Annotated in this window: 25 protein-coding genes and 1 riboswitch; of the genes, 20 read left to right on the top strand and 5 right to left on the bottom strand. The window is 35.8% G+C overall.

Annotated elements, in window-relative coordinates:
- The first annotated feature begins 43 nt into the window (after positions 1 to 43).
- The 9 genes from DRF65_RS08310 (at position 44) to DRF65_RS08270 (ending at position 8035) form a co-directional block, all read left to right on the top strand.
- Entirely contained in the window at positions 44 to 883 is an 840-nt protein-coding gene (locus DRF65_RS08310) for a hypothetical protein (RefSeq protein ID WP_115970303.1), read from the top strand.
- Positions 884 to 989: 106 nt separating this feature from the next.
- Positions 990 to 1757 (top strand): CHM family subclass B1 metallo-beta-lactamase, encoded by a 768-nt coding sequence (gene blaCHM, locus DRF65_RS08305; protein ID WP_115970302.1) that lies wholly within the window; start codon positions 990 to 992, stop codon positions 1755 to 1757.
- Between the two features lie 81 nt (positions 1758 to 1838).
- Positions 1839 to 2618, top strand: coding sequence for an alpha/beta fold hydrolase (locus DRF65_RS08300; protein ID WP_115970301.1), 780 nt, complete (start codon positions 1839 to 1841; stop codon positions 2616 to 2618).
- A 17-nt stretch (positions 2619 to 2635) separates the two neighbouring features.
- Entirely contained in the window at positions 2636 to 2986 is a 351-nt protein-coding gene (locus DRF65_RS08295; RefSeq protein WP_115970300.1) for a DUF2200 domain-containing protein, read from the top strand.
- Between the two features lie 233 nt (positions 2987 to 3219).
- The gene (locus DRF65_RS08290) at positions 3220 to 4173 is read left to right on the top strand and encodes a DUF2157 domain-containing protein (RefSeq protein ID WP_115970299.1); all 954 of its coding nucleotides are present in this window, start codon (positions 3220 to 3222) and stop codon (positions 4171 to 4173) included.
- Positions 4163 to 5227, top strand: a complete 1065-nt coding sequence (locus DRF65_RS08285) for a DUF4401 domain-containing protein (protein ID WP_115970298.1) — start codon at positions 4163 to 4165, stop codon at positions 5225 to 5227. The genes DRF65_RS08290 and DRF65_RS08285 overlap by 11 nt, the downstream gene beginning before the upstream one ends.
- On the top strand, positions 5220 to 5708 hold the full coding sequence (locus DRF65_RS08280; protein ID WP_115970297.1) for a GDYXXLXY domain-containing protein: 489 nt from the start codon (positions 5220 to 5222) through the stop codon (positions 5706 to 5708). Before DRF65_RS08285 ends, DRF65_RS08280 begins: the two co-directional genes overlap by 8 nt.
- A gap of 271 nt (positions 5709 to 5979) precedes the next feature.
- A riboswitch (FMN riboswitch) is annotated at positions 5980 to 6105 on the top strand.
- Positions 6106 to 6197: 92 nt separating this feature from the next.
- The gene (gene ribB / locus DRF65_RS08275; RefSeq protein ID WP_115970296.1) at positions 6198 to 6845 is read left to right on the top strand and encodes a 3,4-dihydroxy-2-butanone-4-phosphate synthase; all 648 of its coding nucleotides are present in this window, start codon (positions 6198 to 6200) and stop codon (positions 6843 to 6845) included.
- A gap of 191 nt (positions 6846 to 7036) precedes the next feature.
- Positions 7037 to 8035: a T9SS type A sorting domain-containing protein gene (locus DRF65_RS08270; RefSeq protein ID WP_115970295.1), complete on the top strand. Its 999-nt coding sequence runs from the start codon at positions 7037 to 7039 to the stop codon at positions 8033 to 8035.
- Between the two features lie 126 nt (positions 8036 to 8161).
- On the opposite strand, the gene DRF65_RS08265 is transcribed toward DRF65_RS08270, so the two are convergent.
- A complete protein-coding gene (locus DRF65_RS08265) occupies positions 8162 to 10246 on the bottom strand; it encodes an outer membrane beta-barrel protein (RefSeq protein ID WP_115970294.1) in 2085 nt (694 codons plus the stop codon).
- Positions 10247 to 10431: 185 nt separating this feature from the next.
- Between DRF65_RS08265 and DRF65_RS08260 the strand changes: the two genes are divergently transcribed.
- The 5 genes from DRF65_RS08260 to DRF65_RS08240 all read left to right on the top strand — a co-directional run bounded on the left by DRF65_RS08260 (position 10432) and on the right by DRF65_RS08240 (position 16059).
- Positions 10432 to 11184, top strand: a complete 753-nt coding sequence (locus DRF65_RS08260) for a DUF3575 domain-containing protein (RefSeq protein WP_228438582.1) — start codon at positions 10432 to 10434, stop codon at positions 11182 to 11184.
- A 102-nt stretch (positions 11185 to 11286) separates the two neighbouring features.
- A complete protein-coding gene (locus DRF65_RS08255) occupies positions 11287 to 11964 on the top strand; it encodes a response regulator transcription factor (RefSeq protein ID WP_115970292.1) in 678 nt (225 codons plus the stop codon).
- Positions 11961 to 13247 (top strand): sensor histidine kinase, encoded by a 1287-nt coding sequence (locus DRF65_RS08250; protein ID WP_115970291.1) that lies wholly within the window; start codon positions 11961 to 11963, stop codon positions 13245 to 13247. Before DRF65_RS08255 ends, DRF65_RS08250 begins: the two co-directional genes overlap by 4 nt.
- 85 nt (positions 13248 to 13332) lie before the next feature.
- The gene (locus DRF65_RS08245; protein WP_115970290.1) at positions 13333 to 14745 is read left to right on the top strand and encodes a porin; all 1413 of its coding nucleotides are present in this window, start codon (positions 13333 to 13335) and stop codon (positions 14743 to 14745) included.
- Positions 14746 to 14766: 21 nt separating this feature from the next.
- The gene (locus tag DRF65_RS08240; protein WP_115970289.1) at positions 14767 to 16059 is read left to right on the top strand and encodes an MFS transporter; all 1293 of its coding nucleotides are present in this window, start codon (positions 14767 to 14769) and stop codon (positions 16057 to 16059) included.
- A gap of 142 nt (positions 16060 to 16201) precedes the next feature.
- Here the strand turns inward: DRF65_RS08240 and DRF65_RS08235 are convergent, their stop codons facing one another.
- Complete coding sequence (locus tag DRF65_RS08235; protein ID WP_115970288.1) at positions 16202 to 16417, bottom strand: hypothetical protein; 216 nt, start codon at positions 16415 to 16417, stop codon at positions 16202 to 16204.
- 434 nt (positions 16418 to 16851) lie between these two features.
- On the opposite strand from DRF65_RS08235, the gene DRF65_RS08230 reads away from it, so the two are divergent.
- The 6 genes from DRF65_RS08230 (at position 16852) to DRF65_RS08205 (ending at position 21958) form a co-directional block, all read left to right on the top strand.
- The gene (locus tag DRF65_RS08230; protein WP_115970287.1) at positions 16852 to 17703 is read left to right on the top strand and encodes an alpha/beta fold hydrolase; all 852 of its coding nucleotides are present in this window, start codon (positions 16852 to 16854) and stop codon (positions 17701 to 17703) included.
- Positions 17703 to 18173, top strand: a complete 471-nt coding sequence (locus DRF65_RS08225) for an RNA polymerase sigma factor (RefSeq protein ID WP_115970286.1) — start codon at positions 17703 to 17705, stop codon at positions 18171 to 18173. The genes DRF65_RS08230 and DRF65_RS08225 overlap by 1 nt, the downstream gene beginning before the upstream one ends.
- On the top strand, positions 18163 to 18756 hold the full coding sequence (locus DRF65_RS08220; protein ID WP_115970285.1) for a hypothetical protein: 594 nt from the start codon (positions 18163 to 18165) through the stop codon (positions 18754 to 18756). The genes DRF65_RS08225 and DRF65_RS08220 overlap by 11 nt, the downstream gene beginning before the upstream one ends.
- Positions 18753 to 19367 carry a class I SAM-dependent methyltransferase gene (locus DRF65_RS08215; protein WP_115970284.1) on the top strand — a complete coding sequence of 205 codons (615 nt, stop codon included), beginning with the start codon at positions 18753 to 18755 and terminating at the stop codon, positions 19365 to 19367. Before DRF65_RS08220 ends, DRF65_RS08215 begins: the two co-directional genes overlap by 4 nt.
- Before the next feature lie 59 nt (positions 19368 to 19426).
- Complete coding sequence (locus tag DRF65_RS08210) at positions 19427 to 21211, top strand: GEVED domain-containing protein (protein ID WP_115970283.1); 1785 nt, start codon at positions 19427 to 19429, stop codon at positions 21209 to 21211.
- Positions 21212 to 21442: 231 nt separating this feature from the next.
- A complete protein-coding gene (locus DRF65_RS08205) occupies positions 21443 to 21958 on the top strand; it encodes a hypothetical protein (protein WP_115970282.1) in 516 nt (171 codons plus the stop codon).
- Between the two features lie 107 nt (positions 21959 to 22065).
- On the opposite strand, the gene DRF65_RS08200 is transcribed toward DRF65_RS08205, so the two are convergent.
- The 3 genes from DRF65_RS08200 to truA all read right to left on the bottom strand — a co-directional run bounded on the left by DRF65_RS08200 (position 22066) and on the right by truA (position 25102).
- Complete coding sequence (locus tag DRF65_RS08200) at positions 22066 to 23820, bottom strand: ABC transporter ATP-binding protein (RefSeq protein WP_115970281.1); 1755 nt, start codon at positions 23818 to 23820, stop codon at positions 22066 to 22068.
- A gap of 173 nt (positions 23821 to 23993) precedes the next feature.
- Positions 23994 to 24347, bottom strand: coding sequence for a hypothetical protein (locus DRF65_RS08195; RefSeq protein ID WP_115970280.1), 354 nt, complete (start codon positions 24345 to 24347; stop codon positions 23994 to 23996).
- A gap of 23 nt (positions 24348 to 24370) precedes the next feature.
- Positions 24371 to 25102: a tRNA pseudouridine(38-40) synthase TruA gene (gene truA / locus DRF65_RS08190; RefSeq protein ID WP_115970428.1), complete on the bottom strand. Its 732-nt coding sequence runs from the start codon at positions 25100 to 25102 to the stop codon at positions 24371 to 24373.
- Positions 25103 to 25107 lie beyond the last annotated feature (5 nt).

The following is a 25107-nucleotide window of genomic DNA, read 5'->3' as shown; positions in this document are numbered from 1 at the left end:
GATCACCCACAAAACAATGAAAACAATTTAATACCCTCATTCCATGACAACACCAGACATCCAAAAAAAAATCATTCCCTATATTGGAGAAACTGCTCCGTACATTAATATTCCGGAACATATTATTTTTAATGATCACAGCATAGAAACAGAAATATCCGGTTGGGATTTCAGCAATGAAAATCTCACCAATCTCTTGAAAGCTCTTGCTTCATTAGGAAGCTGCAGCCTATACAAACTGCTAAACAATTCTTCTGAAGAAAAGATTTATTTCCTCGGAGAAAAATTAAGAATCAGAAAATTATCCTACAAAGCCATTCCTGACACTCTTTTGATTACCGGTGGAAGCTATCTGGAATCCAAAAGGAAAGGCAAATCATGTCTTAATGCAAAAGATAAGCAATCTGGAGAGATCCTGTATTCTTTTGAACTTGATTATCATATCATATCCCAGGATGCATTTGGAGTTTTTTATAAGGATTTTTTCGATGATACTCTTATTGAAACTTACGATGAAAAACTTCCAGAAGGCAAAATCAACTATACTGCAGACCCGCATCAGTTTACCATATCCATCATGCCTTTTACCCTGAATCAGTGTAAAGGACATTTTGAAAACCACCCAATTGTTCCTTTTGTCTTCATCGCCAACTGTGTCCTTAGAGAGATTTTCAATTTTCTAGGAAACAAAGGCTCTTATGAAATCGACAGTCTGGAAGGCTATGCCTCCAAAGCAATGCCTATTGGAACAGAATTTCTGATTGAAGTTTTTCAACAGAAATTTTTAAAGAACCTCATCTACTTCAAATGCGAAATCAAAGACATTGCAGGAAATTCTTATGCTGTAATGATTATTAACATCAAGTCGGAACCAACCTCATAATAAACAACTTCAATTACTTCAATACCCTCTGAAAAATCATATTTCCGGGGGTATTTTCGTGTTTACGTTAATATAAAATTATATTTTTACATCAAACACCAAATCAATGAGAAACATTACTAAAAATACATTCTTCATCTTATTATGCTCCTTTCTTTTTACAGGATGTAAGACTCAGCAGCAAAGTAATTTTAAAGCAAAAGAAATTTATAAGTCTGATCAGCTTATCATTACTCAGATTTCTGAGAATTCTTTTATCCATACCTCTTTTAAGCAGACCAATGATTTCGGAAACGTACCCTGTAATGGCCTTATTGTAAAAGCTGCTGATGAAACTATTGTATTTGATACTCCAATAAATGACAAAGGTTCAGAAGAACTGATTCAATGGATCAATAAAACCCTTCATTCAAAAATTAATGCCATTATTCCTACTCATTTTCATGATGACAGTCTGGGTGGATTACAGGCATTTCATAACCACCACATCTCTTCCTATGCCTATTCCAAAACTATTGATCTGGCGCGGGAAAATAACTTTACTGTTCCTGAAAACAGCTTTAGCGATTCTTTGGTATTAAAAGTAGGTGATAAAAAAACGATTACAAAATTTTTAGGAGAAGGTCATACAAAAGATAATACAGTTGGATATTTTCCCAGTGAAAATGTATTGTTTGGAGGCTGCCTGCTAAAAGAACTGGAAGCTGGTAAAGGATATTTGGGTGATGCCAATGTTTCAGACTGGTCTGCTACTGTTGAAAAAGTAAAAAAAGAATACCCTAATGTAAAAATCGTCATTCCGGGGCATGGTGAATATGGAGATCAGAAATTACTTGATTATACAATTACTTTATTTAAAGTGCAGCAAAGGTAAGCTACAGAAAGCTTTACCTTGAATTCCACAGCCTTTTTTGTACCTTCGTTTCTAAACATTATTTATACACCAAAAAAAATCATGGAAAAATATACAATATCTTCTGATGGTCAAAAAATTCATTATAGAGAATCCGGAGACGGAGGTACAGCAATCATCATGATCCACGGCTGGCTCGGCAATACTGAATGGTGGGCAGATCAGCAGAAATATTTTGCACCCAAATATCGTGTTATACAAATAGATCTGGCAGGCCACGGTAAATCTGATTCTTCCAGAAATGACTGGACGAGTTCCCGGTATGCTGATGATATAAAAGCGGTAGCTGACGCCATAGACTCACAGAACATTATACTGGTAGGTCATTCAATGAGCGGAGCTTATGTTCTTGAAGCTTCGTTGAAAATTCCACAGGTAAAAGCTCTTGTTCTGGTAGACACTTTGAAGAACCTTGATGAATCTTTTACTGAGGAACAGGCAGAGGAAATAATGTTTTCCCATTACAGAACAGATTTTAAATATGCAGTGGAAAACTTCCTGCCTCAGTATCTTTTTGCAGAAAAAACACCTGCTGCTGTAAAGGAAAGGTTACAAAAAGAATTCCTTCAAAACGAGCCGGAAATGGTCATCAATCTTCTCAAACCTTTATACAAAACCGATTTTACAACTATTGCAGAGCAGGTTCAAATTCCGGTAATCGCTATTAATTCGGATGCTTCTCCTACAAATATAGATGCTAATCGCAAATATTTAAAGGATTACAACTATGTAACCATGACAGAAGTGGGACATTATCCTATGCTTGAAAAGCCGGAAGAATTCAATACTATACTTGATGGAATTTTAAAAAAAATAGTTTAATACTGAATCCCCGGGCCATGCAGAATACAAAAATTTTCACCACAGCTTTTGCCAGTGTTTATCCGCATTACATTCAAAAGGCGGAGAAAAAGGGACGCGCAAAATCTGAGGTTCATGAAATCATTCACTGGCTTACCGGTTATGATGAGCAAGGACTTCAGGAGCAACTGGATCAGAGAAATGATTTTAAGACCTTTTTTAAACAAGCTCCCAGAATGAACCCTAACGCTGCATTAATCAAAGGAGTTATCTGCGGATATCGTGTAGAAGAAATAGAGGATGAACTGATGAGGAAAATTCGATATCTTGATAAGCTGATTGATGAATTGGCCAAAGGAAAAAAAATGGAAAAGATACTAAGGGAATGATTTTAGTCAACCTTAATTGATCATCAGGTATTATTTTTAACTCAATATCATAGAACCAGCATTGTTTATAAAAAAACATTATGCTCTCCTCAACTGGCCGATTAATTATATAGATCAGAAATGGGACCATATTTCCCGCGATACCTAATAAACTTCAGCAATAAGAATATACAGAAACTGAACAACAACTTATATTAGGACAGTACAAACTGTCAGCACTTAACATATCTTAAATGAAAAACATACAACGAGAAGATCTCCAAATCCTCAGCCGGCACAGCAATCTGAGTGAAGAAGAAATCAAAACAGTTCTTAAAGATACCATTTACAGCAGCACAGAAGCCTGGCAAAAATTTCTTAAATTATTCCTGATCAGTCTGGGAATAGGGCTTACCGTATCCGGAATTATTTTCTTCTTTGCTTACAATTGGGCAGAGCTTCCTAAATTTGCAAAAATCGGATTAACAGAAATACTGGTTATTACCACTACAGGTTTAGCAGTACTTCCTAAGATCAACAGCAACATCCGAAATATCATTCTTACAGGAGCATCAGCCTTAGTAGGAGTTCTGTTTGCAGTATTCGGACAGATCTATCAAACCGGTGCCGATGCTTATGACTTTTTTCTGGCCTGGACTCTTTTTATAACACTTTGGGTGATCATATCAGATTTTGCCCCTTTATGGCTTCTCTATATAGTTTTAATAAATACCACCCTTGTTTTATACTCTCAGCAGGTAGCAAAAGACTGGGAAAACATGAGTATTCTTATTCTGATGTTTATCCTTAACACCGTTATTTTAATCAGCTCAATTCTTATATCTCATTATAAAAAGATTCATGTTCCCCATTGGTTTACCAACATTTTAGCATTGGCCGTTATCAGTATATCGACATTTGGACTTTGTCTGGATATTACTGAGATTCATAAAACATCGTTATACATTCTTGCTCCACTCAGCACTGTTGTGTATGCTTCAGGAATCTGGTATGGTTTCAAAACGAAAAACAGCTTTTATTTTGCCATTATTCCATTGAGTATTGTCATTATTATCTGCTCTTTACTGTTCAAAATAATAGATGGTGAAGCCATATTCTTATTGGTTTTCTTTTTCATAGTTGTGAGCATCACCCTCATTATTAAAAATCTGATGAACCGTCAAAAAAAATGGAAAAATGACAAATAGAGAACATATAAAAAAACTGATGGATCATCTTCAGACTGAGAGTAACAGGGAAATTCATTTTGATGAAGATTCTATTATGGCAGCTTATGAGGAAAAAGACAATAATCACCAATCATTATCTATCAAAATATTATCCATATTTGGTGGAATGATGGCGTGTCTTACCTTCCTGGGCTTTATTTTTTTGTTTCAGGTTTTTGATTCTCCCACAGGAGCAGGTATATTGGGTGTAATCTGTATTGCAGGTTCTTCGCTGATCAGCAGGATATCCGGAAAAACAATTATAGATACCTTAAGTGTTTCTTTTTTCATTACTGGTTTTGCTCTCCTTGGCCTTGCTCTTTCTACTGAAGGAGACAGCATCTACATGGTATTCATTGTCTTTGCATTATGCACCCTGTTTCTGGTTCAAAGCTATATCCTTTCCTTTATTTCAGTATTGATCATCAATGGAAGTATAGTTGCATTTTCTCAGACTCATGATACTTACAGTCTGATCTCAGCAATTATTATATTTCAAACGGTAATAATAACATTCCTGTTTCTTCAGGAAGCAAAAATAATTACCAAAAACAAGATATTGTCTAAGCTGTACGATCCGGTTCGGGCAGGAATGGTCTTTTCATTTATATTTACTCTTGTATTTTCAGGACTGGCATCTTTTCTCCACCTGACAGAGCATTATTATGACTGGATCCCGTCTGTTGTGATTATGCTGGCTATCCTTTATGTAGTATTTCTTCTATTTGGAACACTAAAGGTAACCAGTACAACTTATAAAATTATTATTTACACTCTTACTGTTTTATTTTTACTGCCTACTCTATTAACGCCTGCCATCTCGGGAGCAATCCTGATTATTCTGTTAAGCTTTTTTGTCAATTACAGAACAGGATTGGTTTTAGCCATCATTGCTCTGATCTATTTTATCGGACGTTTTTATTACGACCTTGGTTTTACCTTATTGATCAAATCCATACTCCTGTTCGGATCAGGAATTAGCTTTCTGGCAATTTACTTCTTCACTCACAAAAAACTGACAGCAAATGAATAAATACAAATGGCTTATCATCATCCTCAACCTTGTCCTGTTGTTGGTATACTTTAATTATTCTGTAGTGGAAAAAGAAACTTTGCTAAAAAACGGACAACCCATCTTACTAAAGCTGGCACCTGTGGATCCACGCTCACTGATGCAGGGTGACTATATGAACTTACGGTATGATATCGCGAATAACATTAATGCGGAAAAGATTCCCAAACGTGGCTATTGTGTGGTAAAACTTGATACAAAAGGAATTGCCGAACAGGTTCGCTTTCAAAAAGACCCTACTCCATTAAAAACCGGAGAACACCTCATCAAGTATACCTCACCCAATCAATGGAGAATTAATATCGGCGCCGAGTCTTTCTTTTTCCAGGAAGGGCAGTCAGAAAAATACGATGCCGCCGAATATGGTGGAATAAAAACAGACAAAGACGGAAACAGTCTGCTGATAGGATTATACGACGAAAACTTAAAACTGATTAAATAATATAGAGAATGGAAGAAATAAAATCAACAAAATTGATAAATCCGGAAAAGAGGCTTTATAAACAATACTCTTCCGGAATTCCTGAAATATAATCAACAGAATCCATCCTTGGATTGGGATGGATTTTTATTTACAACCCATCAGTTATTGATAAATCCTATTGTCAAAGCCTTTTCTATCTCAAAAATCTTTCCGAAATTAGCAGCCTGTGTATTAAATATAATTAATGAAATAAAAATTTAAATTAAAACATACAGCAAAACTTAGTATAAGTTTTCTTCGGGGCAGGGTGAAATTCCCTACCGGCGGTTACAGTCCGCGACTCCTTTCATCTGAAGGGACTGATTTGGTGAAATTCCAAAACCGACAGTTAAAGTCTGGATGGGAGAAGAAAATGAAACGTACGGTAAGATCCTTTCTGGGCTCTTGCGGTATCGTATTTCATTTCCATGTACCGAAGACTATTTTAACTTTTAAAAGTAAAATAACATGGAAAAATTATTAGAAAAATTCGGAGCAACCTCCAAAGAACGTGTAGAAAAAGCACTTTCAACATTACAACAGGGAAAAGGTATTCTTTTAGTAGACGATGAAAACCGCGAAAATGAAGGTGATATCATCTTTCCCGCTTCCACTATTACAGAACAGGACATGGCACTTCTGATCCGCGAATGCAGCGGTATCGTCTGCTTATGCATTTCTGAAGAGAAAAGTAAACATCTGAACCTTCGTCCGATGGTGGAAAACAATAATTCAAAAAATCAGACTGCATTTACCATTTCTATTGAAGCCAAAGAAGGCGTGGAATCCGGAGTTTCAGCTAAAGACCGCGTAACGACCATCAGAACAGCAGTTGCTGCAGAGGCGCAGGCGGAACATATTGCAAGCCCAGGACATGTATTTCCACTAATCGCCAAAAAAAATGGCGTCTTTGAAAGACGTGGTCACACAGAAGGCAGTGTAGATCTTGTAAAAATGGCTAATCTTGGTGATGATGCAGTACTTTGTGAACTCACCAATGAAGATGGTTCTATGGCAAGACTTCCGGAAATCGTAGATTTTGCCATCAAAAAAGACATGAGTGTAGTAACCATTGAAGATATTTACGCTTATCGCAAAATGGTTATGAGCAACTAAACTTATAGATATTTAATACACAGAACAGCCGCCCGATACTATGGGCGGTTTTTTATTTCATATGAAGCCTACTTCTTGTTAAAATAATTTTTTTTAAATAAAAAGATATAATTATTCAAATATTTCATTAAAAATACATTACAATGAAATTTGATTCATCTTTTTAGCTAACTTTAATAAAAAATTTGGCCATGAAAAAATCTATCCTTTTTCTGTTGGGAGCTTCTGCTATGCTTTCAGCGCAGATTACGCTTACCAAAGCTTCTCATGATCCTATCCTCAACGATGTTGTGGACAACAAAATCATCACCGGAACTGTGGATAATTCTGCAACCGGAGCCAATGCTACATTTTCAAACAACGGTCTTACTTTGGGTGCACCGGCGCTAGTAAGTTATCTAACCCCTGCAGCAAGTGAAATCACTACTTTCCCTGGCACCAATATTAAAATGTTTGAAGGAACAACCTCCATACTTTACAAAGCCTCCCCCACAAAATTAGAGATCACAGGAATTGTAAACCCTCAGGTTACTCTGAATCTGAGTATGGATAATGGGACTTATATGACCTATCCTATTACCTACGGACCTGCTCAGAATGATACTGCCAAAGGAACTTTTTCGTCAACTTTAATTAACGGAATATGTGTGGGTACTACTTCTACTGAGGCCGATGCCTATGGAACATTGATCCTGGGTGGTCACACTTATAATAATGTTCTCCGGGTAAAATTTATACAGAATTTTAATTTATATTCTGTTTTGGACATCACCTTTTTAAACCCTCTGGGTTCTGTTACCAATACCGCTTATTCTTACTATGATGCTTCTCACAGATATCCACTGCTGAGTTCTACTACAGTCAACTTATCGGTACCTGCCCTGAGCATCAACCAAACCACCACCAGTTCTCTGGCATTGACTATCGCAACACTGGCAGCCCATGAAGTAAATAAAAAAGAAAGCTTTAGTATCTATCCTAATCCTGCACAGGATTTTATTGGATTTAAAGGAAATACAGAAAACTATTCAAAAGCGAATATCTACAGTCTGGATGGAAAACTTATCAAAACTGCAGATCTGAATTCAGGAAACATACAGATCTCTGATCTTCCACCCGCCTCTTATTTCATTGAGGTAAGTGGTAAAAATTCTGAAACGAAAAAGAATATAAAATTCATCAAGAAATGATAATAAAAAAATCTCGTTCAAAGCTAATGAACGAGATTTTTTTGATCTGTTTGGTTTAAGCCCTAAAGAATAATTATAATTCTCTTTATGCCTTTAGTATTTTCCAGCATCTCGCTTCCAGTATTTTTAGAAAGTAGCCGCCGGTGCTGTATCATTATTCAGTTTTTTCTGAACCTCAGTTTTTTTTCCTTTAGAAAAATCATAGCTCAGGCCTATTACAAACATAGACTTGTTGTTCATGATCTGTGTATGAACTTTATAATCCACCAAACTTTCAGATAAGCTTTTCGTTTTATATTCGGAAGGCATTCCTATCCAGTACATTCCTGTAGAAAAAGTAAAGTTTTTATGTTTATAGCTGATAAAAACATTATTCTGATTCTCATTAGTATTCAAAAAAGCACCACTAAGACTGTACGTTGGGATATTGAACTGATATTGAGCAGAGAAATTTTTATATTCCGAAGACAGTACAAAATAGTTGGCCAAATAATCATTTTTAATCACTGCCCCGGTACTGGTTTTTACCATTTCGAAAGTAGGGGCTAGATTAGCCTTTACCACCAAAAGATTGTTCCCGAAAGGCTTAAAAGACCCTGAAATAAAGGCTCCAACCTGCTGAGCATACATTCCGTTTTCATAAGTCAGTGCATAACCTCCAAAAGTATTATCCAAAATATAATACTGATTGATCACCCGGTCTGTGTAAGAATAGGACACATTCACATTAAAATCAAAATACTTGTTGTTCAACGAATACGTAAGGCTATTGGTCCATTTCTGTTGAGATGTAAGGAAAGGGTTTCCTTTCTGTACAATATTGGGAGCGAGCTGAACGACATTACTGCTGAGTGCATTACTCAATGGGCTTATAGGTTTATAACTGCTGGTAAACCGGATGCTCTGATTATTTTTAAGCTGATAAGCCAGCACTACTTTTGGAGTAAAAGACCACTCATCAAAGGTATTTTCTGCACTTTTATTATGAATATTGGTAAGCCCTACCCCGATACGGTAGCTGAACTTATCTATTTTCCCGGCAAATTCACTGTAAAGATATTGCTCCAGATAAGTAACCTTATATTGAGTGTATCCGGAAAGATTGTTCAGGTCATTGGAAATTGAGGAGTTTGAAATACGATATCCCGACGAAAGTTTTCCCGCTTTAAAATCATGAGTATGTGCCAACTCTCCCACAAAACTTGTCTGCTTAGCCTTTAAAATCATATCGTTGTCATATACGGAAAGACCGGTTCCTGTAACCCATTCTTTAGCTGTTTCTGAAGAATTGGTGGTATAATCGGAAACTACAGCATTAATGCTCAACTCATCTTTTAGACCTATTTTTTTAGAATAATAAAGATCCAGCTTAGGAATTACATAATCTGAACCATTATTTTTAAACATTGCATGCTCTTCAATAGTATTATCTGTTGTAAAAATACTTTGTCCGGTTCCTTTTGAAAACCTGCTGAAAATATTCATATTCATTTTTGCCTGAAACACATAATTATCAGGAACCAAACGGGTATAACGCAATGCTACAGACTGATAAGTATAGCCAAAATGATCTTTCCTGTCCTCATTAGACCGATAATGTTTACCATCCAACTGATAATCATAAATACTGTTTACCCTTCTGTCATTGTAATCCCTTACATTAAGAGAGTATTCCAATCCTATATCATTCTTGCCTTTTGTATAATTAGCATACGCAGATGCATTTACAAAGCCTGTATTCACTGCTGAAAATCCTTCTGCCCCAAAAACATATCCCGTTTCAGTAGATCTGGTCAGAATATTGACTACAATATCTGCTCTTGTTGCCCATCTTGCCGGTGGAATATCATAATATTCTACTTTCACCACTTCACTGGGCGCTACACTTCTGATCTGCATGTCTGTAGCTTCCACTCCGTTTATGAGAAATAAAGCAGTACCTCCTTTTGTACTTGTAATCGTATTTGAAACCGGGTCCAGCTGCAGCTCAGGAAGTGTACTTAGCAAATCCTTTGCATACCGGGCTTTTTCCAGAGCGGCTTTATCAAAAGTATACACTGCTTTATCAGCAAACTGCTTCTTACGTTGTGCCTTTACAATAATTTCCTGAAGCTCTTTTGTCTCTGAAGTACTCACCGTATCATTTTTTACTTCTTGTGAAAAAACGAAGGTTCCACAAAGAATGCAAATGGTATATATAGTTTTTCTCATGTCTGAAATGGATTATACTTTTATGACAATCTATTCCTGAAATGTATTACATTACCTTTAATTTTAAAATAAAAAAAATACCAATACCATTGACAAATTAAGTGTTCTTTCTGTGAATTTTAATTATTATGTTAAATTCAGCCCACTTTTTGCTGCTATTTTTTTACATCACAAAATATAAGATTATGAAAAAAGTAATGCTCTTCATCCCCTGTCTCCTTTTTTCAGTATTACAGGCACAGGAGGATCAAAATATTTCAGCTGAAAAGATGAATATCGTCAAGACGAATGTTACCGCTTATGCATTCAGGAATATCAACCTGTCTTATGAGCGGGCTTTTAATCAATGGCTTTCCCTGAATATTGGTTTCGGAACAATGCCGGAAGGTAAAGTCCCTTTTATCAATGCCTTTCTGAAGGATAAGGATGAAAAAAGATTTGAAAACCTAAGAGTAAAAGCTACCAATTTCACCATTGAGCCAAGGTTCTATATCGGGAAAGGATATGGAAAAGGATTTTATTTCGCTCCTTATTACCGCTATTCGGATGTTTCTTCCAATACTTTTGATTTCTACTATGATTATAACGGACCGGATGGGAATACCTATCAGATCCCCCTTAAAGGACAGGGAAATACCAAGGGCAATAGCGGCGGACTTATGGTAGGAGTTCAGTTTTTCCTTACCCGAAGCCAGAATCTGGTCCTTGATTTCTGGATTGCCGGAGCTCATTACGGAAGTGGAAAAGGTGACTTTACGATGACTTCTGATTATGTTCTTACATCAGATATGCAGTCACAATTAAAAAAAGAAATAGAAAATCTGGATATTCCGTTTGTAAAATACACTGTGGAAACCAATGCTAATGGAGCAAAAATAAAAGTGGACGGGCCGTGGGCAGGCTTCAGAAGCGGACTTTCTTTGGGATACAGATTTTAAAAAAAACGTAATAAAAACTCAAAATTATCACAAATTATTCTTTTGTGAGCGTTTTTTTTTATCTTTAAACCAAACAATTGCTTATTTTGGACTAACACCGGTATGAAAATCCTTATCATAGAAGACCATAAAGAACTTGCAGCAAATACGATAGATTATCTCAAGAAAGAAGATTATATCTGTGAAGTAGCATCTACCACAAAAGAGGCTTTAGAAAAAATTGAACTGTTTGAATATGACTGTATTCTTCTGGATCTGATGCTGCCCGATGGCAATGGGCTGGAAATTTTAAGACATATCAAAAATGATATCCCAAAGGCAAGTGTCATTATAGTTTCAGCAAAAAATTCGTTGGATACAAAACTGACCGGTTTAGATGACGGAGCCGATGATTATATAACCAAACCTTTTTCTCTTCCTGAACTTCATTCGAGAATCAAGGCTGTTCTGAGAAGAAAAACACCTGAAACGAATCGCCTTCTCACTTTCAATGAAATTACAGTAGATCTGGAATCCAAGGAATGTAAAATTAATGGACAGCTAATTAATTTTACTAAAAAAGAGTTACATCTTCTAATCTATTTTATCAACAATCAAAACAGAATGCTTTCTAAGCAGGCTATAGCAAGCCACTTATGGGGTGACTACACCTACAGTATTGATAATATAGACTTTGTTTACCAACATTTAAAAAACTTACGCAAAAAAATTATTGATGCAGGAGGACAGGATTATCTTCATACCGTCTACGGATTAGGTTATAAATGGATTGATCAATGAATTTAAGTTTCCGTTTTGCCAGAGCATTTACCATTCTAGTATTTTTTGTTCTTATTACTGGTTTTGCTATTCTTTATTTTGCTTTTGAAAGAGCAACCATGCAATCTGCTATTCTTAAGCTTGAAGATTTAAATGCCTATGTAACCAAAAAACTAGAACAAGATCCAAACTACGATTATCTTACAGCACACCATCGCCAAACCCGTGTAAAAATCCTTCCTTCCACTTTCCAAAATACTAAGGAAAAAATTATTGAAGAAAAATATATCTGGAATAAAAGTATTCAGTCTTATATTAACAGGATTACAGTGATTACATATCCCGTAATTCACCAAAAAAAATATGCTATAACAAGTGTACGGTACACTACAATTATTGAAAATAATTTTTTGATCAGTATCATTATGGTTGTTGCATGGATTATGGTCTTTCTAATTATTCTCACGATTATTGTCAGTCTTTTGGTTTCCAAAAAAATTCTTGAACCTTTTTATCATGCAATGGATGAAATCAAAAAATTCAGTTTAAGAGACAGCCGACCCATGAATCTAATGGAAACCGAGACAGAAGAATTCAAATCATTGAACACGTTTCTCATAAAAATGTCTGAAAGCTCTAAAAAAGATTATCATCTGCTTGAGGAACTATCAGAAAATACTTCTCACGAACTCCAGACTCCTTTAGCCTCTATCAAAGGGAAAATAGAACTATTAATGGACAGTGAACTCTCAGAAAATCAGCTTATCACACTTTCTTCAATGAATGATGAACTGGACAGGTTATCATCTATAAATCAATCCCTTATCCTTTTGGCCAAACTGGACCACTTTGAAAAAAAAGATGTACACCTCATCAATTTTTCAGAATTATTGAAGGAAAGGCTGCATTACTTTGAAGATCTGTTTGAAATTCAAAACCTTACACTGACAAAAGAAATTCAGGAAGAGATATTTCTTGATTTTGATAACAACCTGGCAACCATTGTTATCAATAACCTTATCAATAATTCTAAAAGGCACAATATACATCAGGGCAAAATATCAGTAGCCCTTACAAAGAATTACTTACAGATTTCAAATACCGGAAATGCACCTGCTTTTCCTACGAATGAATTGTTTAAAAGATTCAGACGTGGAAACCCCAATCAAAACTCTATTGGGATCGGCTTGGCACTTGTGAAGAAGATTTTGGAGATTTACAATTCAGAAATCTCTTATCATTTTGAGAACAATTTACATACTATAAAAGTAAATTTCCCAAAACAAAACACTGATTACCAATAAAAAAAACAACTAAACTCCAAATCCCATACAAACTTCAGAATTTCTTCAGAATTTATGTCTTGCTTAGGTGCAAACAAAAATACCTATGAAAAAAATTTTCATTATTTTTAGTGTAATAGTTATCCAAAACGGTTATAGCCAGGATACAATTAGTATCAAAAAAAATCCCGTAGAAAATCATTCCGAGAAAATACCTTTGGATGTTGGAGAACTTAAGATCAAGCTTAATTCTAAAGGTGATCAATGGATTAGATTTGGTATTTCAAGCCAAATCTGGCTTCGAAGTATCGACAATAATCCAGGCACCAGCGTCAATGGAGTACCTCAGGAACAAACTTATGATGCAGGAATCCGGAGAATGAGACTAACAATTCAAAGTCAGCTGACGCCTTATTATTCTGTCTTCCTGCAAATGGGGATTAATAATCAGAATTTTATTTCAGGAGGAGGAACCGGAACTGGTAATAATGGAGCAGGAAAGAAAGCACCGTTCTTTTTTCATGATGCCTATAATGAATTGGCTATTATCCCAAGAAATAATTTTCACACAGGAGAACCCAATAAGAATAATCTTTATCTGGGAGCAGGTCTTCATTCCTGGAATGGAGTTAGCCGCCTTACCAATGCCAGTACAACCAAAATGCTTGCAGGAGACATTCCTATTTTCAATTTCCCATCCATTGAAATTGCGGATCAGTTTTCAAGACAATTGGGAGTCTTCATCCATGGAGAGTTTGACAGGCTTAACTACAGATTCAGCATCAACAAACCTTTTGCTACGAACTTAAAACCTGTGGTTGGAGGACCTGCAGTGGATAATAATCAAAGTGGAAAATTATCTTATTCGGGATATGCTTTTTATCAGTTCTTCAATAAAGAGACTACTGTCACCTCTTTTTTATCCGGAAATAACCTCTCAGCGAAAAAAGTCCTGAATATTGGAGCTGGTTTCTACACAAGTAAAGATGCTACACAAAGTCAACCTTCAGAAAATACTTTTAAATCTCATCCCGCCAATATTTTTGGAGCTGACATTTATTCAGAAATACCTTTAGGTAATAAAAGCAAAGAAATGGGGCTCACGCTCTATTCAGTGTACTATAATTACAATTATGGAACCAACTACCTAAGGATTAGTGGGCTACTTAATCCCGGAGGTCCAGATCCCACATTTACCGGGCAAAGGGCACTGGAAGGAGCTGGAAATAACAGGATTTTGATGGGAACAGGAAATATCTGGTTTTCACAGGCAGGTTTCGTTATTCCAAAATTCAGTAACATCTTAAAAATTCAGCCCTTTTTCAACTATGCCTTAAAAAATATGAAGGCTCTTAACCAAAGCGGAAGTTATTATGATATAGGCGCCAATTTCTATTTATATGGTCAAAATGCAAGAATCGTTGCTCAATATAGCAGCCGGCCATTATATGATATCACCTCCAAAACTATTTTTGACAGAAAAGGTGAGTTTCTGCTTTCTCTACAAATCGTACTTTAAAAAAATTAATATCTTACTCTTATGAATACTAACCCAATTTCTACTGCTCAGAGAATCAAAGCCATTGTAGGCGGATCTATAGGAAATCTTGTTGAATGGTATGACTGGTATGCTTATGCTGCCTTTGCTATTTATTTCTCCAATTCCTTTTTCCCGGATTCTGATCTCAATGCTCAATTAATGAATACTGCAGGGATTTTTGCAGTCGGTTTCCTTATGCGTCCTATTGGAGGATGGTTATTTGGAAGTATAGCCGACAAAATCGGAAGAAAAAAAGCAATGACTCTTTCCGTACTGCTGATGTCCTTTGGTTCTCTTCTTATTGCCCTTACCCCAACTTATAAAACTATAGGTATCTTGGCTCCTATCCTACTTTTAATTGCAAGATTATTACAGGGTCTAAGTGTGGGTGGAGAATATGGCGTTTCAGCCACTTATCTCAGTGAGATGGCAACGGAAGACAGAAGAGGCTTCTATTCAAGCTTTCAGTATGTCACCCTGATTGGCGGACAACTTATTGCATTAGGAATTCAGCTGATTCTGCAAAAACTAATATTATCAGAAGCTCAGCTGGAGGAATGGGGCTGGAGAATTCCTTTCGTTATAGGAGCTCTGCTTTCCATTATAGCATTATATCTACGAGCCAATCTTCATGAAACGGAAGCCTTCGAAAATAAAAAAGATTTCAATGAAAAGAAAAAAGGAACTATTAAAGAGCTTCTCAAACATCCTAAAGCTTTACTTACTGTTGTAGGTCTTACTTTGGGAGGAACATTGGCATTTTATACCTATACCACCTATATGCAGAAATTTCTGGTGAATACCGTTCATCTCAGCAAGGAGCAATCAACCTTAATTTCTTTTGTTTCTCTATTTATATTCGCATGCCTCCAACCTGTATTCGGAGGACTCTCTGACAGGATCGGAAGACGTCCACTCCTTCTGGGATTTGGTGTTCTGGGAACTTTATGTACGGTTCCGCTTCTAACAGCACTTAGTACCACAACTTCAATGTGGAGTGCTTTTTTCCTTATTATGGCAGCACTCATCATTGTAAGTGGCTATACCTCCATTAATGCGGTGGTAAAGGCTGAACTTTTTCCGTCTGAGATCAGGGCGTTGGGTGTAGGTCTTCCTTACGCAATTACAGTAGCCATTTTTGGAGGAACTGCAGAATATATTGCTCTTTGGTTTAAAAAGATCGGTTCTGAAGAATATTTCTACTGGTATATTACTGGTTGTATCTTATTTTCTCTCGTAGTATATATCGGGATGAAGGATACTAAAAATACATCAACACTGGACAAAGATTAATTTTCTAAATGCTCCTGATTACTCAGCCGATTAAAGAACAGCCTACTCAATAGCATTTTCCATTAATATTTTGGAGTTTCTTATTCGCGATTAAACCTATAAAAACCCGGCGCCGCAGATTCTCTGCGGCGCCGGGTTTATTTTAATGGTAAGCTTGTTTAAATTTTTCTATCATACTGTCCAGATTATGACGCTGAACATACACAGTTTTCACCTCTTCATATCGTGGTGATTTGTAGAAAACTTCATGAAAATCCATACTTCCGTTTCCTACTTTTACGACTTTCTGTACTTCAATATTAAGTTTTTTTAGCTCGTCTTTAAAGACTTTAAATTCATCCTGGATACTACTGCTCATTTATATTTTTAAATTTTTTAGTTAAAATTTCATTTTTGCCGATCTACCCCATCACTTCCCGGGGCAGCGACTTAAATTTTTAATAAATTTAGCAAATTTTATCAATATAAACACCTTTACACCATTATTTATTCGTTTTATTTATCAAAATAGCCAAAATACAATTCATTTCACAACCATAATTAATCACCCACCAGAGAGGGAATACGGAGAAACAAACGTATACATCGTACTCATCATGATATTTATCATATTTATTTAAGAAAATGCAACCCCCTTAAGAAGATAGTAAAAAAAAATTCAACATACACTTTCCTTTACAGTAAGCCTTTTCAACGAAAAAAAATATTTTTTCAAAAAAAACTAAAAAATAGTGTAACATTTTAAAAACTCTCGTCTCTAAAAGACAAATAAACCTTAAAACTTTAGAAATCATGAAAAAATTCACATTCCTTCTTATCATCATGTTATTTTTTGCAGCAGTATGTAATATATTTGGTCAGGAAAAAACATACCCGTTTGAGGTGAAGAAAACCGGAAAGGGAAAACAGTCTTTAATTCTGATTCCCGGATTTGCATCTTCAGGAGATGTATGGAACGAAACAACTGCAAAGTTTGAAAAAGATTTCACCTGTTATACTTTAACTATGGCAGGATTTGCAGGAGCAAAACCCAATGCTGAGGCCAGCTTCAAAGATTGGGAAAAGGGAATTGCAGCTTATATAAAGAACAATAAAATTGAAAAGCCCATTATCATTGGACACAGTATGGGTGGTGGACTCGCTCTGGCAATTGCTTCAGATTATCCTGAGCTGGCAGGTAAAATTGTAATTGTAGATACGTTACCTTGCCTGGCAGCAATCTCCGACCCTAATTTTAAATCCAAGGAAAACAATGACTGCTCAACCACCATCAGTAAGTTTACAGCAATGCCCGATGAAAACTTTCGAAAAATGCAGACTCAGACTATCCCACGCCTTTTGGCTGACACTTCTATGCAGGAAACTGTGATTAACTGGAGTATGAAATCTGACAGAAAAACATTTGCAAAAATGTATTGTGATTTCTCTAATACAGATCTTAGGGAAACTATCAAAAATATACAGTGCCCCTCTCTTATTCTTTTAGAGTCTTATTTTGTATTTATGAAACCATCCATTGAAGCACAGTACTCCAATCTTAAAAATGCTAATCTTCAATATTCCACAAAAGGATTACACTTCATTATGTATGATGACAAAGAATGGTATTTTAATCAGCTTAATAACTTTTTATCCGCAAAATAATGGTATTTGAGGATATTTACGAAACCTATTGGCAAAAAATTTTCCGCTTGTGCATGGGATATGTAAATGATCCCGACCTCGCTCAGGATCTTGCTCAGGAAACATTCATCATCGTTTGGCAGCAACTTCCGAAGTTCAGAAATGAATCAGGAATCGGAACATGGATCTTCAGAATTGCTTCCAACAACTGCCTCCGACAGATAGAAAAAGAAAAAAGATTTTCTAAAACAGATTTACCCATTAATCTGGAAGAGAAAAAACAGGAATCTATGGAACCTCAGATACTGCTGCTCTATCAGTTTATTTCAGAGCTTCCGGAAACAGACAGAATTATCATCTCTCTGGAACTGGAAGAACTAAAACAGGCAGAAATAGCTCAGATTACAGGACTCTCGGAGTCTAACATCCGGGTAAAAATCCACAGGATCAAAGAAAAATTAACACAAAAATTTAAACACAATGGATACTAATATTGATTTTAAAAATATCTGGAAACAGCAGACTTCCAAGAAACCTAATATAGAAGAGCTTCTCAATACTCTGAAAAAATTTAAAAATGAAAACCTTCGTAAACTTATCCTTACTAACCTTTTACTGATTGCAACCAGCTTGTGTATTGCTTTTATCTGGTATCGTTACCAGCCTCAACTGATCAGTACAAAGATTGGAATCGTACTTGTTATTCTGGCTATGGTTATCTTTCTATTGGCTTACAACAGGATGTTTATGATCTTTTATAAAATTGATAACACCCAATCCAACAGCGACTATCTTCAGAATCTCTATCGCATAAAGAACAAACAGAAATTTATGCAGACCACCATGCTTAATATATACTTCATGATGCTGTTTCTCGGAATATGCCTGTATATGTATGAATACGCTTCAAAAATGTCATCTGTTTCTGCAATTCTGACTTATGCCGTTACTCTATTGTGGATTGTTTTCAACTGGTTTTATATCAGACCTAAAACAATTAAGAAACAACAGGGGAAAATTGACGGATTAATTAATAAATTTGAGGAAATAAATAATCAGTTAAAGGAAATATGAATTCTTCCGACAATAAAAACCATTGGGAAAATGTTTACGAAACTAAAAATCCCGATCAGGTAAGCTGGACTCAGAAAAAGCCTCAGACTTCTCTTGATTTTATTAATTCTTTCGGATTGGGAAAAGAGGCGAAAATCATAGACATTGGCGGTGGAGACAGTAATCTTGTTGATTTTCTGCTTGAAGAAGGTTATGAAAACATTACCGTATTGGATATTTCTGACAAAGCTTTGGAAAAAGCAAAACAAAGACTGGGTGACAGTGCAAGCAAAATTAAATGGATTGCTACAGATATTACCACTTTTGAACCTACAGAAACCTATGATATCTGGCATGACAGAGCTGCCTTCCATTTCCTGACTACTTCAGAACAGGTTGCAAAATATATTGACCTTGCGAATAATAGTATTAATGGCTTCCTGATTTTAGGAACTTTTTCCAAAAATGGGCCTGCTAAATGCAGTGGACTTGATATTCAGCAATATGATGAGGAATCTCTTTCTACAAAATTTAACGGAGATTTCGATAAGATTCAATGTATTGGGGAAGATCACACTACTCCTTTCGATACTACCCAAAACTTTATTTTCTGCAGCTTTAAAAAGCACTGATTTTTATAGTTTTTTATTTATTTTTGGCGGACAAAAAAACAACACTTAAATAAATAACTTTGAAAAAACTATTATTTCTGCTTATTACAGCAACTTTATCTTCAAATTTTTATTCACAGAATATAGAATTTTTAGAATGTGGAACTGACGAATTAATGAGAAAACATTATGCCAAGTTCCCGAACGAAAAGATCCAGGATGAAAACTTCAATCTGGAATTATCCAAAATGATAAAAACTGGAAAACTGGCTGCTAAGAATGGCCAAAACCAGATATATGAAATTCCCATCGTTGTACACGTTGTAGGTGACGGAAGCCCAATAGGAAATGTTAATAATAAGTCTGATGCAGATATTATAGCCTGGGTAAACTATACCAATGGTGTTTTTGCAGGTAGCCCATCTAGTGGAATGGCTGCTACAAGTTCAGCTTTACCTGTAAAATTCGTTTTTGCGAAGATAGATCCTAATTGCAATGCAACCAATGGAATCAATAGAATTGATGCTTCCGGACTTCCAAAATACGTAAGCGGCGGGGTAAATGATGACAATACGATGAATGCAGTACTGGCAACAGAGATCACTGCTATGGGGCAATGGGATACCAGCAAGTATTATAATATCTATGTTGTGAAAAAACTGACTTCCAACGCTGGTGGATTAAATGGTTATGCTTATTATCCAGGAGGGAGTAACGATTATTCTTTCATGGCAACGAGTGCCTCGGCAGTCAATGCACAGACTTTAGCCCACGAATTTGGTCATGCTTTAGGGTTAAGACACACTCACGAAGGCTATAACGCTACTACAGGAGATTGCCCGGTAAATACCGACTGTACCCTGAATGGAGATTTAGTATGTGATACTGAACCTATGAAAAGCCTTTATCATGCTTCTGTTCCAAGAAACTGCCAGGCCGGACAAATCAACCCATGTACAAGCCTTGTATATGCTGGTGGAGAAAGAAATGTAATGTCTTATACATTTTGCTTCAGAGATTTGTTTACCCAAGGACAAACCGATCGTGCCACAGCACAACTTCTTAAGTTCAGACAATCGTTAATCAACTCTCCGGTTACTTCAAGTATAACCCCCAATAATAATGTATCCCTTACCAATGCATGTACTCCAACAACAATAAGCACTCCTGGAAATTATAACATCGGAATTACTGCTGTAAAGTTTGGAAGTATCAACAATTCTTCCAACAATTACAAACAGCCAATCAATAATTTCTATGAAAATTTTACCGGAAGCTATTGCCTGGGGACCAGTAAAACCACAATTCCTAGCAACACAGCGACCACAATCACTGTTGCTCCGGGAACAAGCAACAACCACCTTATAAAAGCTTATATTGATTACAACAATGATGGCCAATTTGATGAAACTACAGAGCTTATTTTGAATCAGACAGGGGTAGCTAATGGTTCATTTGCTACCGCCTCCGTAACTCCACCATCAAGTGCTGTATTGAATACGCCTTTAAGAATGAGAGTTATCGGTGATATAGCAGGCACTATCATTACATCATGTTATACACCAAAATATGGGCAAGTAGAAGATTATTCCGTCACCATAGTACCACAGGCTACATTGTCTGTAAACGATGTAACTTCAAAGAATAACTCATTCATCACCAAGGATGAAAATTCAGTATATGTAAAAGGGGAATCAAAAATTGCTTCATTACATATCTATGATGCATCAGGAAAGCTATTGGTAAACAGAACAGACGTCAATGCTTCTGAATTTAGACTTCCTATCAATCAAAAGAGCACAATCATCACAGTAAATGTAGTGCTAAAAGATGGAAAGGTACTGACTAAAAAATTACAATTTTAATTAAATGAAATAAACAAAAAAGAGAGCAATTAGCTCTCTTTTTTAATAGTAATATTGAATCTTTTTTTGGAAAATAAAAAAATCGAAAAACTTTGATATTATTATTGAATATTACACTGATACTTTATGCCGCTGTAAAAAGAAATAAAGATATCATATTACACCAAATGGTGATAAAATAATTTAAAACATATATCTTTGAGGTTTAAAATAAATAATAGACTAATTTCTATGAAAAAAATTATTTGTGCTTCATTTCTGGCACTACTCACCCTTTCTTGTTCTAATGATGACAATGAAAACACTGTATTGACATCACCAACAAAATCTACGACTCAAAGTCAGGCAAAAGGAGTTAGAGAACCCATATCCAGTAAAAACGGAGATTTTATTAAAGTAACTGAAAATGGAAATGTATACTTTTGCATTCTTTTCAGAGGAAGCTGGAGGCATGTTGCTTCAGAAATGACATGGAATGGTCTGTTTACTTCACCTAAGACTTTCAGATATACTTTTAATTCACGTATGGAAGCTACAGTCCTTACCGCAAAAGGATTTGACAGTCCATTACTTGTAGATAATGGTTTAATTCATGATGTTACAACCGGAAAATTTTATTTTAGAGAGGGTAATACCTTGAGATGGATTGTCAGCATGGAGATTTTCAATGCTTATAAATTCAGTATGGCTGCGGTTCAAAATGTTAATAACATTTCAAATTATACGATTTTATCTGACATTAATTAATAAATTATAATGGCTTAGAGCATAGTTTCTCAACTATTTTCTAAGCCATTATGTATTTCAAATATTGAACTAGAGATTTCTTAATAAATCCTATATTTCTTTCTTTATTACTTCTTTTCTTCTTCAAGTTCCACTTCATGTCGAAGCTGTGCTTTGTAAAGAGTGGCATAATATCCATTTCTATCCAGAAGTTCCAGATGCTTTCCTTCTTCAACAATTTTACCGTGCTCCATCACAATGATCTTATCCGCCTTTTCAATCGTGGAAAGCCTGTGGGCAATAATGATAGAGGTTCTGTTTTTGGTAATTTTTTCCGTAGCTCGCTGAATCAGTTTTTCACTTTCATGGTCAATAGAAGAAGTAGCTTCATCCAGAATTAAAATTTTAGGATCAGACAGATAAGCTCTCAGGAACGACAGCAATTGTCTTTGCCCTAAAGAGATTGAAGAGCCTCTTTCACTTACCACATAGTCATAACCACCCGGAAGTTTCTCAATAAACTGATCTACTTCAATTTCCTTAGCACCTGCTTTTATTTTTTCCAGTGTAATACTATCATCACCAAACGCCAGATTTTCAAAAATACTTCCGTGGAACAGAAAAACATCCTGCAATACCACCCCAATATGGCTTCTCAGATTATAAAGTTCATAATCTTTTAAATCCACATCATCAATAAGAATATTTCCTGAATTGATATCATACAATCTTGTGATCAAGCTGATAATTGTAGATTTTCCGGCTCCTGTAGCTCCTACAATGGCCACTGTTTCTCCGGGATTTACTTTAAAATCAATACCTTTCAATACTTCCTGCTTTTCATCATAAGCAAAATGCACTTTCTGGAATTCAATTTTACCGGCAAAGTGATCTTTTTTCACTGTTCCTGTATTGGTCATAGAATTTTCTTCATCCATTAATCCCAATACTCTTTCGGCGCCTACAATTCCTCTCTGGATATTATTGAAACGGTCTGCAATCTGTCTTAAAGGACGGATCAGCATGGATATATACTGTATAAAAGCAATGACTACTCCGGCACTGATGGTAATATATCCTCCATAAAACAGGATAAATCCTATAAATAATGAGGAAATAAGTTCTACTACCGGGAAGAATAATGAGAAAATGAAAACAGTTCTCAGCAATGCTCCTTTCAGCGTAATATTGATATCATCAAATTTTTTAAACTCAGATTCCTGTCTGTTGAATACCTGAATAATGGGCATTCCTGCCAGCCTTTCCTGTACAAAAGAATTTTGTGTTGATGTCCAGTTTCTTTCATCACCAAAAGCTTTTTTAAGCCTTTTCTGGAAAAATCTTGTAATCACCACCATTAAAGGCAGAATGGCCAAGGTAATATAACTCAGATGAACGTTTGTACTGAACATCATAATCAATACAAATACAATTCTCAGAATATCTCCAAAAACCATTAGAAATCCATCCGTGTATACTGTTGCAATGGTTTCTACGTCTCCTACAGCACGGGTTACCAACTGACCGATAGGAGTTTTATCAAAAAAAGATGTTTTAAAGTAAATCAGTTTAGAGTATAATCGCTCTCTAATGTCCCGGATTACATTCTGTGAGATAAAGTTTGAAAAATAAACCAGGAAAAAGTTTAAAACCGTCTCGGCAAATACCAATCCCACAAGGATATAGATATGTTTCATCATCAAAGCTTTGTCCTGTAGCTTTGTGATGTCATTATCCACCACATTCATGGTAAGGTATGGTCTATAAGTAGAAACTATTGAGAGTATTACGGAAATTACTAAAGTAAGGATGAACCAAGATCGAAACTTCATTCCGATAAAGAACAGCCTTTTTACAATTCCCCAGGTATCTTGTTTTTTCATTATACGAATCGAAGAAAAGAATTAAAATTCTATGCAAAAATAAGACTTTATAAATTGTCAGCCCGTACAACTTTTGCAAATCGTTATAGAAAATGTAAGATACCTATCATTTACAGAATGAATATCTTTCGCAATTACCCTCATTTTTATTGAGTATGTTGAAAGGTTTGTTTTTAATTCTGCGATTCTTCCGAAACCTTACTGATCTGTTGAATTTCTATAGAGGGCTTTTGCAGATTCTCTTGCTTATATTTTCTTTCAAGAAGCAGATAAACACCCCATACTGCAAGAAGAGAAAGTAGCCAACCTACCAGATTAGCCGCAGAAAAACCTGTATAACTTACATTATTTACAGCCTCTGGATCAGTGGAAGCTAAATAAACACCGTAAGACATTCCTAAAATAATCTGAGTTCCCAGGTAAACTCCTATAGCCAGAAGCCCCAGATGCCATTTCATTTTTCCGAATTTTTCTGCTAACCGTGCATAATACCGGTAAGCTCCAATAAGAATAAGAATTGATAACATGACTATAGTTTTTTAGTTTTTATTTAAAATTCGTACCCTACATCCACAAGATACAATCCATGGGCAGGAGCAGAAGTTCCGGCAGCATTACGGTTTTTATCTTCAATGACTCTTCGGAGGTCTTCCGGTTTTAATTTTCCTGTACCGACCTCTACCATCGTTCCCACAATAGCACGAACCATATTTCTAAGAAAACGGTTGGCAGAAACAGTAAACTTCAGTTCAGCTCCATTCTGTTCCCATTTTGCGATATACATTTTGCAGATGTTCGTTTTATTATCGGTTTTTAATTTGGCAAAACTGGTAAAATCCTCATATTCAAAAAGGATCTTACATGCTTCATTCATTTTATCGATATCTAAAGACCTTTTCCAGTGCTGCCAGGCAGATTCCTGGGTGAACGGATTTTTTTCCAACGAAATATAATATTCGTAGGTTCTGTAGGTAGCGTCAAAACGGGCGTGAAAATCATTTTTCACCCTAAAAATTCTTTCAATGGAAATATCCGGTGGAAGAAAACTGTTCAGTCTTCGTGGAAGTTCATCACTCAATTCCAGCTCCGTATCAAAATGAGCAAATATTTTTTTGGCATGAACACCTGTGTCCGTTCTTCCGGCACCGGTAGTTTTAATCTCTTCTCTTAAAATGGTGGAAAGGGCTTTTTCCAGTTCTTCCTGCACGGAAATAGCGTCCGGCTGTATCTGATAGCCGAAATAATTCTTTCCGTTGTAAGAAAATTCTATAAAGTATCTCAAAGTAT

The organism is Chryseobacterium pennae, from assembly GCF_003385515.1.
Classification (GTDB): domain Bacteria; phylum Bacteroidota; class Bacteroidia; order Flavobacteriales; family Weeksellaceae; genus Chryseobacterium; species Chryseobacterium pennae.
The sequence above is the reverse complement of the archived record's forward strand: the minus strand, read 5'-3'. Positions and strand labels throughout refer to the sequence as shown.